General features: G+C 63.3%; 12 protein-coding genes. 7 read left to right on the top strand and 5 right to left on the bottom strand.

The window, feature by feature from the left end:
• On the top strand, nt 1-301 hold a 301-nt coding region (locus MKL01_RS01370), incomplete at its 5' end, for a hypothetical protein (protein WP_409566186.1).
• A 695-nt stretch (nt 302-996) separates the two neighbouring features.
• Nucleotides 997-2,871, top strand: a complete 1,875-nt coding sequence (locus MKL01_RS01375) for a DUF262 domain-containing protein (RefSeq protein WP_243903450.1) — start codon at nt 997-999, stop codon at nt 2,869-2,871.
• A 31-nt stretch (nt 2,872-2,902) separates the two neighbouring features.
• Here MKL01_RS01375 and MKL01_RS01380 read toward each other — a convergent pair whose 3' ends face one another.
• The 3 genes from MKL01_RS01380 to MKL01_RS01390 all read right to left on the bottom strand — a co-directional run bounded on the left by MKL01_RS01380 (nt 2,903) and on the right by MKL01_RS01390 (nt 5,460).
• Nucleotides 2,903-3,940, bottom strand: coding sequence for a J domain-containing protein (locus MKL01_RS01380; RefSeq protein ID WP_243903459.1), 1,038 nt, complete (start codon nt 3,938-3,940; stop codon nt 2,903-2,905).
• 72 nt (nt 3,941-4,012) lie between these two features.
• Nucleotides 4,013-4,249: a hypothetical protein gene (locus tag MKL01_RS01385; protein WP_243903451.1), complete on the bottom strand. Its 237-nt coding sequence runs from the start codon at nt 4,247-4,249 to the stop codon at nt 4,013-4,015.
• On the bottom strand, nt 4,249-5,460 hold the full coding sequence (locus tag MKL01_RS01390; protein ID WP_243903452.1) for a hypothetical protein: 1,212 nt from the start codon (nt 5,458-5,460) through the stop codon (nt 4,249-4,251). The genes MKL01_RS01385 and MKL01_RS01390 overlap by 1 nt, the downstream gene beginning before the upstream one ends.
• A 284-nt stretch (nt 5,461-5,744) precedes the next feature.
• Here MKL01_RS01390 and MKL01_RS01395 point away from each other — a divergent pair, with 284 nt between their 5' ends.
• Both MKL01_RS01395 and MKL01_RS01400 read left to right on the top strand, forming a co-directional pair.
• Complete coding sequence (locus MKL01_RS01395; RefSeq protein WP_243903453.1) at nt 5,745-5,918, top strand: hypothetical protein; 174 nt, start codon at nt 5,745-5,747, stop codon at nt 5,916-5,918.
• 1,253 nt (nt 5,919-7,171) lie between these two features.
• Complete coding sequence (locus MKL01_RS01400) at nt 7,172-8,602, top strand: cytochrome P450 (RefSeq protein ID WP_243903460.1); 1,431 nt, start codon at nt 7,172-7,174, stop codon at nt 8,600-8,602.
• 24 nt (nt 8,603-8,626) lie between these two features.
• On the opposite strand, the gene MKL01_RS01405 is transcribed toward MKL01_RS01400, so the two are convergent.
• Complete coding sequence (locus MKL01_RS01405) at nt 8,627-9,007, bottom strand: STAS/SEC14 domain-containing protein (RefSeq protein WP_243903454.1); 381 nt, start codon at nt 9,005-9,007, stop codon at nt 8,627-8,629.
• Nucleotides 9,008-9,279: 272 nt separating this feature from the next.
• Here MKL01_RS01405 and MKL01_RS01410 point away from each other — a divergent pair, with 272 nt between their 5' ends.
• Together MKL01_RS01410 and MKL01_RS01415 are read left to right on the top strand one after the other, a co-directional pair.
• Entirely contained in the window at nt 9,280-9,570 is a 291-nt protein-coding gene (locus tag MKL01_RS01410; protein WP_243903455.1) for a DUF2312 domain-containing protein, read from the top strand.
• Nucleotides 9,571-9,701: 131 nt separating this feature from the next.
• A complete protein-coding gene (locus tag MKL01_RS01415; RefSeq protein WP_243903456.1) occupies nt 9,702-10,124 on the top strand; it encodes a DUF1236 domain-containing protein in 423 nt (140 codons plus the stop codon).
• 6 nt (nt 10,125-10,130) lie between these two features.
• On the opposite strand, the gene MKL01_RS01420 is transcribed toward MKL01_RS01415, so the two are convergent.
• The gene (locus MKL01_RS01420) at nt 10,131-10,322 is read right to left on the bottom strand and encodes a hypothetical protein (RefSeq protein WP_243903457.1); all 192 of its coding nucleotides are present in this window, start codon (nt 10,320-10,322) and stop codon (nt 10,131-10,133) included.
• A 246-nt stretch (nt 10,323-10,568) separates the two neighbouring features.
• Between MKL01_RS01420 and MKL01_RS01425 the strand changes: the two genes are divergently transcribed.
• Complete coding sequence (locus tag MKL01_RS01425; protein ID WP_243903458.1) at nt 10,569-11,153, top strand: histidine phosphatase family protein; 585 nt, start codon at nt 10,569-10,571, stop codon at nt 11,151-11,153.
• Nucleotides 11,154-11,450: the final 297 nt, after the last annotated feature.

Below are 11,450 nucleotides of genomic sequence, written 5' to 3' on the forward strand. Positions count from 1 at the left end.
GTGCCGTCTGCACCTCGATCTGGCGCAGCTTCAGCACCACCTGCTCCGCGCTCGTCTTCTGACCTCGCCGCATGTCCGACTCCTTCGATCCTGGCTGATCCTCTCAATCAGCCCGGTCCAAAGCCAGCCGGTCAGGTCAAATCCTACTGGCTGCACCTCTCCACGGGAAAAAAGAACTAAGGAAGAGTTCATGGCCTACAGCATCACAGACGGTGTAAAAGTGTATGAAGGCTATCGAATAGCTGCCTATAAAGCTTCGGATATCAGACTTAGAGCAGGTTGTAAGCTTCGAAAATATTAAAATAGATCTATGGCATCTCGAATGAGATTTGATGGCAGTCCGGGATCGTTCCGTCCCGGTATGACCTAGGTCGAACGCGGTGGACAGTATGAGCCAGGGCGTCGATGACGTTGTGGGGATGGTTGGCGGGGGCTCGTTCACCGGAAAACTCTGATCGCTGGACGATCGCCTTACATACCGGTGGTAAACATCCTAGATCCCAGATCTTGGACGACGGTCGTCACGGAGTGCTTCAGTCCGGCGAACAGCGCCCAGAGGTATAACGTCGCAGAATAAGCGCTGGCGAGAGGCAGAGCACATCGGATCCCGTACTCGTAGATCCGATCGAGAAGTGATCGAGGACTAGCGGTCCTCATGGGTCAGCAAACGCTACCTTCTTCAAGCACGCTGCAACCATCGACGGACAGGCCTCAACGTATGCAGGATCAAGGACTTCCTGACGAGCTTCGACCGTCGCAGGATACTGATGAGCGGATCAAGGCGTGGCGTTCAGCGATCGTCGGGAACGCGACTCCTGAAGGTCGCTCGTTCAACCGTTGAACGAGGGCGTCACCTCGAACGCCTCTCGCCCTATCGCGTTCTGCGCGGGCACACATACAAGCTTGACCATTTCAGGTTGAAACGTCACCCATAGCGTCAAGCTTCGGCAAAGCGTTCACAACGACGATCGAACGGGTCTGCCCGGGAGGTGCAACATGAGCCGCGTCGAGTTCGATTCTACGAAAAAGCCTCTCGACGAACTACTGCGCAAAGCGGCTGAGGGCCTGATCCAGCTTCCAGACTTCCAACGCGGTTGGGTTTGGGACGACGAGGGCATCCGTGGCCTGCTAGCCTCGATCTCGCGTGCTTTCCCAGTTGGAGCGCTGATGACCCTTCAGACAGGTGGCGAGGTGCGCTTCAAGCCCCGCACCGTCGAGGGAGCGCCGAAAGCCAGCGCGACGCGAGATCCCGAAAGCCTTCTGCTCGACGGCCAGCAGCGCATCACCTCGCTCTACCAAGCCACCATGCGTCGCGAGGTCGTCGAAACACTCAACTCCAAGCGCCAGCGCATCAAGCGCTGGTACTACATCGACATGAAGGCTGCCCTCGATCCCAATCTCGACCGCGGCGAGGCCATCGTCGGCGTACCCGAGAGCAAGATTGAGACGCGCAACTTCGGCCGCGACGTAGTCCTCGACCTAACCACGCCCGAACGGGAGTATGAGGCCATGCTGTTCCCCGTGAACCGCATCTTCGACGACCGCGAGTGGCAGCACGGGTTCGAGGACTTCTGGCTCGACCGCGATGACCGGGACAAGCGCGGCTTCTACCGCGACTTCTACGACAAGGTGCTCACCGCCTTCTCGCGGTACCAGATGCCGGTGATCGAACTTGGACGTGGCACAAGCCGTGAAGCGGTCTGCCTCGTGTTCGAGAAGGTCAACACAGGCGGCAAGAAACTCGACGCCTTCGAACTCCTAACCGCCATCTTCGCTACCGACGAGTTCGATTTGCGCCAGGACTGGCTTGGCACATCAGAGGCGCCCGGCCGCCAGAAGCGGCTGGCCAAGCACAACGTCCTGTCGCAGGTCCAACCAACCGATCTGCTTCAGGCAGTGTCTCTGCTGCATTCGGCCGGTCGCCGAAGAGCGCATATTGCAGGCAGCGCAGCGGGCGACCCGCCGCCGGTCATCTGTACCCGCGACGCGATTCTCAACTTACCACTGGCCGCCTACCGCGAGCATGCGCCGAAGGTCGAGGCTGGGTACGAGCGCGTCGCCCGTTTCCTGCGGGCGCAGCGAATCCACTGGTTCAAGGACGTTCCATACACCACACAACTGGTACCGCTGGCTGCGATCCTGACAGCGATCGGCGACCGCTGGGAGGAGGAGGCCGCACGTCGCAAACTCACGCGCTGGTACTGGTGCGGGGTGTTCGGCGAACTCTACGGCTCAGCCGTCGAGACGCGCTACGGCAAGGACCTTTGGGAGGTGCCCGCCTGGATCGATGGCGGCCCGGAACCGACCAGCGTCCGGGACGCCGTGTTCCGTGCCGACCGGCTCGACACCATGACCTCGCGGCTCTCGGCCGCCTACAAGGGGGTGCATGCCCGCCTGATGCGCGAGGGCGCCCGCGACTTCCGTTCGGGGCAGAACTACGACGACACGGTGTACTTCGAGGATGCTGTGGACATCCACCACGTGTTCCCGCGGGCGTGGTGCGAGAAGAACGGCGTGCCGCGGGCGCGCTACGACACCATCGTCAACAAGACGCCGCTGACGGCCAAGACGAACCGCATCATCGGCGGCTCGGCGCCGTCGCGTTACCTGGGCGCGCTGCGCGAGGCGGGCTCGATCAGTGGCGACGCGGCGCTTGACGAACTCGTGGCCAGCCATGCGATCGACCCAGCCCTGCTGCGGGCGGACGACTTCGACAGCTTCTACGCCGCGCGGCGCGAGCGGCTGCTCGGGCTGATCCAGGAGAGCATGGGCCACAGTGTGTACCGCGGTGCCGGAGCCGACGAGACGCCAGGGCCTGTCATCGACGAGGAGGACGACAACCGAGAAGCCTTCCCGCAGGCGGCGGAGTAGCCGCCGGAGGCGAACGAGCGTCGGCCGCGTCTCAGCGGAAACCCCGCGCCTTGCGCGCCGCGTCGTAGGCCACGTTGATGCGCTTCGATTCCTCCTCGGCCAGGACTCGCAGCTTCGGCCCGAGGCTGGCGACGCGATCCGAGTGGTAGCCCTTGATCGCCTCGCGATAGGCGGTCTTGATCTCCGCTTCGGAGGCGGTAGCCGAGACACCGAGGACCTCGTGCCACGGTGGCTCAGGCGGCTGCCGTGCCTCCTCCCGTCGCTCGGATTGTCCCCCGTCGCGCGTGGTCTCCGAACGGTCCGTCTCGAAGTAGTCGTCGGCGTCGGTGTGGGGCGACCACTTCGCTTCGAGGTGCAGCCACCCCCGCGCTCGGTCATCGTCGATCCGATCCGGCAGCCGACGACGATGCACCCGCAACGCTACGGCGAAGGTCGCGTAGGCGAGCAGGGACGCACCGACCATTGGGCTGATCAAAACCCGCGACGGCAGCGGGTCCCAGAGCAGCACATCCTGCGCAGCGTAGGCCGCGTCAGGTCGCGCGAGCGACCAGACGTACAGGACGACGGTTGCGATGCCGAAGGCCACGACGGCGTGCAGGATCGAGAGCTTGACGGCGTAGCGCCGCGTCCAAAGTTCGAACCCGGAGCGCCACTCCGGCAGGCCGCTACCGACGTCGAAACGTGTCTCTCGGATCGCGTCCTCGATCCGCAGCACCGCCGCCTCAGCCTCATCAAGGCTGGCGTTCAGTTCCCGGCCGAGCCGACCGCGCGTGTCGAAGCGGGTCTCACCACTTCCCCTCGTCAGGTGCAGGCCCTCGCGCGAGCCGCGGTCGTGTTGGTCGCGATGGCGCATTGCCCAGTGCTGCTGCTGGCCGAGGAGTTTTGCCACCATGCGCGAGGCCGCCGCATCGTCGAAGTCGCCCGGGTCCGGCAGGGCTGGTGATCGACCGTCGACCTCACGCAAAATGACCAAGGTGATACCGGCTGCCAGCGGCAAGGCGTAGAAGGCCGCTGTGACGGCAAACTGGAAAAGGAAGGTGACGACGGCGACGATCGCGCTGAACGCCATCACCACCAGGGCAAGGATCAGCCCGAGGCCGCCGTCACTCGCTTCCTTCTTTCGACGCGCCATCGATCGCGCTCAAGCCTTCGGAGAGAGGGCGCCGCCGAGCAGCGCCAGGAGACCGAGGTAGAAGGCCGCGCTGTAGACGTATGTCATCAGCGGGCTGCGGGCGTGCCGGGTCTCGGACAGGATCGCGCCGTAGCGCCCTGACGGGAACATGTAGATCAGCCACTGAATCGCGAGGCCGGGCAGCAGCAAGCGCTTCCATGGCCGGTCGAGCTTGATCTGGGGTAGATTCTCTCGTTGCCAGTCCATCACACGGCAGTCCCATCCCCAGGTCTATGGGCTTCCGCCCGTTTCCTCCGTGGGCCCCAAGCCAACCGGCCGGTGATCAGCCCGATGCGTCGGGCGAAGAGGGTGGCGGTAAACACCCATGCGATGGCCCACCAGACCGCTTGCAACAGCAGCGAAACGATGCCGCCGAGTAGAAGGGCGGCCGAGCCGAGCAGCTTGAGCACGGCGCGGGTTCGCCGACCCATCACCTCGGTCAACCGCCGGATCTTACCCATCTCCGCCGCATCGCGCGCCAAGTTCAGCGCCTGGGCGGCGCCGCGCTGTCCAAGGCGCGCTTCGACCGCGAGGGTGTCCTCGCCAAGGCGCGTCAGGGTTCGCAAGGCGTCCGGCCGGATCGACGCCTGTGCGGCCCGGCGCGCTGCCGACAGGTCGAGGGTGCGGGCAGCAGCCACCGCTTCCTTGAGGGAGGCTGGATTCACGACCTCGCGCGTCATCCCGATCAGCTTCTCGACCAACTCGCGCGATAGGAGACCGGCCTTCCTGGCCCCCTTGAGGAAATCCAGACCCTTCACGACCGGTACCTTGGCGGCGGCGCTCGTCCCCCCGCTCGGAAGCAGCGAGGCGACCGTGACGCCGGTCAGCGCGACGCCCGCCGTGGATAGGCCGAGCACGAAGGTGTCGTAGGGCTCACCCCGATAGAGTTTGTTGCCCTCCTGCCAGAGGTCGCGGAGATCCCCGACGCCGACGAGATCGGCCGCGAACGAGCCCGCGGTGCCGAACCAGGAGTTGGAGTTGCCAGACGCAAACCCGTCGGTGAAGTCCTTCCGTGCGTTCCGTCCCGGTGCGCCCATCGCCGCCTCGGCGCGCTTGCGCCGCTCGGGATCAATCCCGATGCCCTGGGCGTCGGCGAGGTCGAGGAAGCTGGCGACCAGATCACCATCCCCCTGGCGCAGAGCGTCGTCGATCTCCGTGGCGAACCGATCTCTGGTTGCAACGGCCGGAAGGCGGAGTTCTGCGAGTTGGACTGGGTCGTCCTGCGCCCGCAGGAGCGCGATGCTCATTGCGACGCGCGGAAGGATCAACGTCCCGAGGCCCGCCAGGATAACGAGAAATGCGGCTGCGATGGCGAGGTGAACGTGCGGAGTGAGATCCGTCAGGCTGCGGACGGGCGGGCTGGATCGGATGCGGTCCCAGCGTTCACGCTGCCGCGACATCCAGGACTGGTGGCTCATCGCGCGCAACCACGTTAACCGTTGGCGATGCTTGCGTAGGGGAACAGGTCACGGGGTGGTAGTGGCGCCCACGAGAAACCTCCTCGTGGTTGCAGATATGTCGTTCAGGTGACCTTCCTGTCACAGCGAAAGCTCGTTTCGAGCGCACGACGCGTGAGGATCTCTACGACCCATCTACCGCCGACCGAGTAGCCACACGATTTGCCGAACTTCGCACGCTGTTCCGTCAAGATTTGTATACGGTACAGCGTGAGGTAGTGCCTGATGAGAGAGGGGCGACCGCCATGACAGCCTCGGACTTCGCCGCCCAGGTGCGGGGTGGGCTGCTTCTCGCGGACGAGACCTATCGCGACTGGACAAGCGGCTGGGGCTTGGCTGATTGCGGCGTCGAGGGCTTCATCACCACCTGGATCGCGAAGCATCTCCTCGAAGAAGTGCGCCGTCGCCCACTTAAATAATGCGCGCCTCGAACGCTCCGGGTTAAAACATCTTTGTCGCCATCGGGCCGACCAAGAACAATCAAAGATGCAAAATTATCATCATCTGATCGCCCACGAGAGCGACGAGGCCGTCAGCGAGATGCTTCGCAAGCTCCCACCGCTCATGCGAACCTTTCCACGAACGACGTGGTCCACGACTGATATTACGAGTGGCGACACGATTATGTGTATGTGCGTTTCCGGACTAAGGCCGATTGGCGACACTTCTCCGAGACGTTCGAGCTAACGCACGAGTCCCTAATTCGCGAGCACGGCCTTCTCGAACCGGACTTTGAAGCGATCCTTGCCGAGATCCGTCGATGCACTCCTTGCCCATCGGTGAGGCTGCTTTCGCGATCTGAACACGATCGCAGCGAGCCTCATCCTACGCTGCGGCGGTGATCGCTTTCCTCTGGAGGAACGAGCACCGTCGCGCCTTCCGGAACGCGAAGTCCGCCTCTCGGGACGAACTCGGTGAAACGGGTCAGGAAGGAAGCTCGACGTGCGGCTTCAAGGCGTGTCGTTCACGACGAATGACAGGTTTGGCGAACCGGGTCCGTTCAGCCCGTCAACCTGGAGGTTTGACGGCGCATGATCGGCAGATAGGAGACCCAGGCTTCCATCAGCGCGGCCGCAGTGTCGTTGCCGGCACAGCGCACGTAGATGGTCGATACACCATCTGGCCGTCGGGCATGACGCTCAACGATTTCGCCGTCACCGCGCCCCGCAGAAGGTCGAGCAAAATGTGCTCGTCTTTAGCGTCGACAGTAAGTTGCGCTTCGTTCGGAAGTGGATCTCGCTGCCGGATATGGCTTCTATCGATATTCTCTCGGTATCGCATGTCTGTGGTCTTAAATATTGCATCAGTATTTATTTTTCTTACCTCCAGGTTACATTACGAATGATGTTGCATGATGGAGACGTTTCTCATCTGTCTTCGTTTACGATACCTCGCGGTAATCGAGCGGCACGCCGAACGCTTCGCGGGGCGAACCAGCATCGCTGTCGGTTGAGACGCTATCCTTCAAGCCAGCGGTCTCGCTGATGCCTCCATCCAGCCGGCTGCACGGAGGGGCTCGCGCAGTTAGGTGAACGGCTTCAAGCGTCAGCCGATCTGGCCAGCTACATAGGGTGCAGGCCGGAAGCGGAGAGCATTATCGCCCCCCCTTTCCGTCACCACACGCGTCGCTGTAAATGAGGTTGAGCCTCGGCGTGGAGTATCGCCGTTGACCATGGTCTCGCCTGTCGTCGCTCCTACTGCGGTCTCGAAGCCGCCTGGGCCGAGGGGGCTGCCGGTTCTCGGTAGCCTGCTAGACCTGCGACGTGATCCGCTCGGCTTCTTCATGGAATGCGCGCAGCGCTACGGCGACGTGGTCGCCTTCCGCATCGGTCCGCGTGACGCCCTCTTCCTGAACGATCCCGACTGTATCGAGCGCATCCTGGTCACCGAGCACCGCTCCTTCCCCAAGATCAGCTTCATCTGGCGGCAGTTCACAGCGGTCTTCGGCGACGGGTTGGTAACCAGCTACGGCGCGCTCTGGCAGCGCCAGCGCCGTCTGTGCGCTCCAGCCTTCACCCCGGCGCGGCTGGCAGCTTACGCCCAGGTCATGTCCCGCGGGACCGACCATGTGCTCGACGGCTGGCGGGACGGTGAGGTCCGCGACCTGCATGCCGATATGATGGGGCTCACTCTGCGCATCGTGGCCGAGACACTGTTCGGCGTCGGCATCGAGGACGACATTCCGCGCATCGAGGCTGCCGTCGACGATCTCAGTCGCGAGATGGCCAGCCGCATGGTTCGGCCCATCCTCATCCCCGACGTTGTACCGCTACCCGGCCATCTCCGTTACCGCCGTGGGCTGGCCTGCATCGAGGACGTGGCAACCCGCATCATCAAGGAGCGGCGAACCAAGCCCGCGACTGGGCAGAATCTCCTCAGCGCAATGATGGAGTCAGGGGATAAATCCAGCGCACCGATGTCGGATCACCAGCTTCGCGACGAGGCAGTGACCTTCCTGCTCGCGGGACACGAGACGACGGCCTTGGCGCTCACCTGGGCCGTGCATCTCCTCGGGCAGCATCCCGAGGTCGGCGCGGCTTTGGCCACCGAAGTAGACGCTGTGGTGGGTGAGCGTGCCATCGCGTTCGAGGACCTGCAACGCCTCACTTTAGCGGAGCAGGTCGTGAACGAGAGCTTGCGGCTATACCCACCCGCATGGCTGATCGGCCGCGAAGCAGGCCAGGACTGCGAAATAAGCGGCTATCGCATTCAGGCTGGAACGCCGATCTACACCTTGCCCTGGGTCCTTCACCGAGACCCCCGCTTTTGGGACGAACCGCTGGCGTTTCGACCGCAGCGTTGGGCGGAAGGCGTCCCGCGATCGCTGCCACGCTTCGCCTACATGCCGTTCGGCGGCGGTCCACGGGTTTGCATTGCGCAGCGTTTTGCCATGGTCGAGGCGGTCCTCATACTGGCCTCGATTGCACGCCGTTTCCACTTGGTGTCGGCCCAGCAGGGGCCCGTCGAACCCTTTCCGTCGATCACCCTACGCCCGGCTCGGCCTCTGCGGTTCCGTGTTGAGGCGCGACGAGGCGGACAGCCCGCGAAGATGATCGACCACTGTTCCTTTAAGACCGCGCGATCGCCGTCTTGCCAGTGGTAACATCCGAGCCGCGGATGGCTCGGCCTATGCAAGGTACGCCCAGGCAGCAGCCTCCTCCGACAGATCGAACGTCTTTGTCTCGACCGGCATAACCGCCCCCGAGAGCTTGATCATAGCGCGAGCGAACGTCGGTGCGCCGACCACGACGTATTTCCGGATGTGAGCGACCGAGCGGGCCATCACCGTGCTGGCGTAGCCGTCGAACCTAGCTCCGAGGTCCGAGCCCTCGTAGTTCGACATGATCAGCAGCATGTCGATCTTACCGTGTGCCTTCATGGCCTCGTCGGTGATCGAGGACATCCACTCGATGTCCGGCTTCGTGATCTTGTCCTTGATCTCGAAGGCGATGAGATCAGCCCGCGGCGCATCGCGCTGGATGACGGACCCGTCTGGTGCAGCGTTCATGAAGCTCTCCGGGGATAAATTGTTCGGCAAGTTTCGGAAACCGCGCGTGGTGAGTCCAGATCCGCAGATACTCAGGATGCGGCTATGGAGCGCGGTGGGAGGCTCGCCGATAGGATGCCAGAGCGGCGCTGTCTTACGGAGTTCGAGGCAGCAGACGAAGAGCAGGCCGGGCGTGTTACCGCTCGCACCCGCAAGCTGGCCAGACCGTCCTCTTTAACGTCACGGTTACCCTGACCGGCCACGGTCGCGCCCCTCGTCAGAAGGATCGGCGCATGACCAAGAAGACCGAGATTACCGATACCGTCGCCGTCGCAGGCGAGCGCATCTGCTCGATTATCGAGCGCATTGAGCGGCTGGAGGAGGAGATCAAGGACCTCATGGAGGCGAAGAAGGAGATCTTCGCCGAGGCCAAAGGCGAGGGTCTGGACGTGAAGATCCTCAAGGAAATCCTGAAGATCCGCAAGCAGGACAAGGACGAGCGGGACGAACAGGAGACGCTGCTCGACGTGTACCTGCGCGCCATGGACGCGCCGTCGTCCGCACCGATGGCCGAGGCCGCTTAAGGCGCAGTTTCGGGCGGGTACGGTGTATAGAAACCGTCCCGCCTGTCCGGCGCTCGACCCGTTTCCCGGCAGGTCTTCGCACCCCCAGGCTCCTGCCTGGAGGCCCGTGCAACCGAGCAGGAGGATACCGCATGCGCATCCCAGCCACTCTCGCGCTTTTGGCCTCGTTCGGCCTCACCGCGGCTGTCCATGCGCAAGGGTTGGAAAGAGGTGCCCAAGATGGAGCGTCCCGCGGCGAGGAGATGGCCGGTCCCCTTGGCGCGATCGTCGGTGGGGCGATCGGGGCGGCTGTGGGAACCGCCAACGGGATCCTGGGTGTCGATCGGCGAGAGCGTTTTCGCATCTACGCGCTAGGCGAACACCGCCCGTCCGTCGCACTCTCTGGCCCAGTGCGGGTTGGGACCGTGCTGCCAGAGGACGGTGTGGTCTACTTCGACGTGCCACGGGAGTTCGCACTGCCGGAGTACAGCTACACGGTCATCAACGGGCATCCCGTGCTGGTCGAGCCGCGCACTCGCCGCCTCGTGGAGGTGATTGATGACGGGCGGCCCTGACGCGAGTCAGTCTGACTTCCGTTTTCGATCAGCTTCTTCATCAGCCACGGCCTCGACGGCGGCGATGACGTTCTCAAGCTCCGCAACTCGCCGGAGGGCGCTCCCGGCAGGCATCCCTACGTGTTCGGCCATCTCCAGGATGAGATCGCGCTGATGCGCCTTCAGGCGTTCGAAAAGGGCGTTGAGCTTGTCTGACATCAGGCGGCTGAAGTCGCGGGCCCAGTCCTCGACAACTGAAGAAATTTGGGGGCGACCGAGATGATGTGGCCGATGGCGGGAAGCCAGTCCTAGTGGGGCAGTGGACATGCGACGAGGAAGACCGACCGTCCATCGCAACGCTGACGGGCAAGGATAGCGGCAAGCACCTCCTTAAAAGCGCGTGTCGAACTCCAACGCCGATCCGGCGTTCCTGAAGCCGATCAGGCAGTTGCCGGAAGGAACAGGATGTCTTCGCTGACCATCATGCTGGCGCGCCACGCCGAGAAGGCAGGGGGGGCCTTTCCAGGAGAAGGACTGACTTACGAGGGCAAGCCGGACGAGAAGTCGCTCGTGGTCCGAGGATGGCAGCGGGCTGGAGCTTGGGCAGCGCTGTTCAGCCAGGGTGAAGCACGGGGTGATTACCCGCCGCCGAACGTGATCTATGCGGCCAAACCCAAGGCGGTCTCGGAAGGCGCCAGCTTCAGCCACCGCCCTTGGGAGACCGCCGTGCCCGTGGCTAAGCGCCTCCACCTCGACCCAGACACGAACTATGGGGTCTCGCAGGAGGCCGATCTGGTCAAGGAAATCGTCAAGCTGACCGGCGTCGTGCTGGTGTTCTGGGAGCACAAGGCGATTGTCGAGGAGATCGTCCCAGCGCTGTTGAAGAAGCAGGTGCTGCCGGGCGTCCCGACGAAGTGGGACGGCGATCGGTTCGATGTCGTGCTTCGCTTCGATCGGGCCTTTCCGGACGCGCCCTGGTCGTTTCGGCAACTCTCGCCTCGTCTCCTCGACGGCGACACCGACCTGCCATTCAAGAAGCGCAAGTCATGAGCCGCGTAGCCTAACAGGCGATGCAGATCAGGCTGAGCGATGTCTGACGTTCATGGTGAAAAGCCTTAGACTGGTAAGTCATCCTTCGGCTTGGATCGTCCCACCTGTGGGTGAGCGCGCCTTCGGGCTTAGGCTATTCTTCAACCCCCGCTACACTCTGTAAAGGGCGGACCAATTCCAGGCTGCCGTGGCGGAGCAAAATCAGGCCACTGGCAACGTGCAGCCTGAACGTAGAAGGGCCTCGATCGGGCCCCTTCTTCGTTCGCCGCCGATCGTAAGGGTCAGGCCGGCGGGATC

Source organism: Methylobacterium sp. J-070 (assembly GCF_022829385.1).
GTDB lineage: Bacteria > Pseudomonadota > Alphaproteobacteria > Rhizobiales > Beijerinckiaceae > Methylobacterium.

Coding starts and splice junctions, on each gene's coding strand:
- MKL01_RS01375 (WP_243903450.1), top strand. CDS start 997: ATGAGCCGCGTCGAGTTCGATTCTACGAAAAAGCCTCTCGACGAACTA.
- MKL01_RS01380 (WP_243903459.1), bottom strand. CDS start 3,940: ATGGCGTTCAGCGCGATCGTCGCCGTCGTCACCTTCCTTTTCCAGTTT.
- MKL01_RS01385 (WP_243903451.1), bottom strand. CDS start 4,249: ATGGACTGGCAACGAGAGAATCTACCCCAGATCAAGCTCGACCGGCCA.
- MKL01_RS01390 (WP_243903452.1), bottom strand. CDS start 5,460: ATGAGCCACCAGTCCTGGATGTCGCGGCAGCGTGAACGCTGGGACCGC.
- MKL01_RS01395 (WP_243903453.1), top strand. CDS start 5,745: ATGACAGCCTCGGACTTCGCCGCCCAGGTGCGGGGTGGGCTGCTTCTC.
- MKL01_RS01400 (WP_243903460.1), top strand. CDS start 7,172: ATGGTCTCGCCTGTCGTCGCTCCTACTGCGGTCTCGAAGCCGCCTGGG.
- MKL01_RS01405 (WP_243903454.1), bottom strand. CDS start 9,007: ATGAACGCTGCACCAGACGGGTCCGTCATCCAGCGCGATGCGCCGCGG.
- MKL01_RS01410 (WP_243903455.1), top strand. CDS start 9,280: ATGACCAAGAAGACCGAGATTACCGATACCGTCGCCGTCGCAGGCGAG.
- MKL01_RS01415 (WP_243903456.1), top strand. CDS start 9,702: ATGCGCATCCCAGCCACTCTCGCGCTTTTGGCCTCGTTCGGCCTCACC.
- MKL01_RS01420 (WP_243903457.1), bottom strand. CDS start 10,322: ATGTCAGACAAGCTCAACGCCCTTTTCGAACGCCTGAAGGCGCATCAG.
- MKL01_RS01425 (WP_243903458.1), top strand. CDS start 10,569: ATGTCTTCGCTGACCATCATGCTGGCGCGCCACGCCGAGAAGGCAGGG.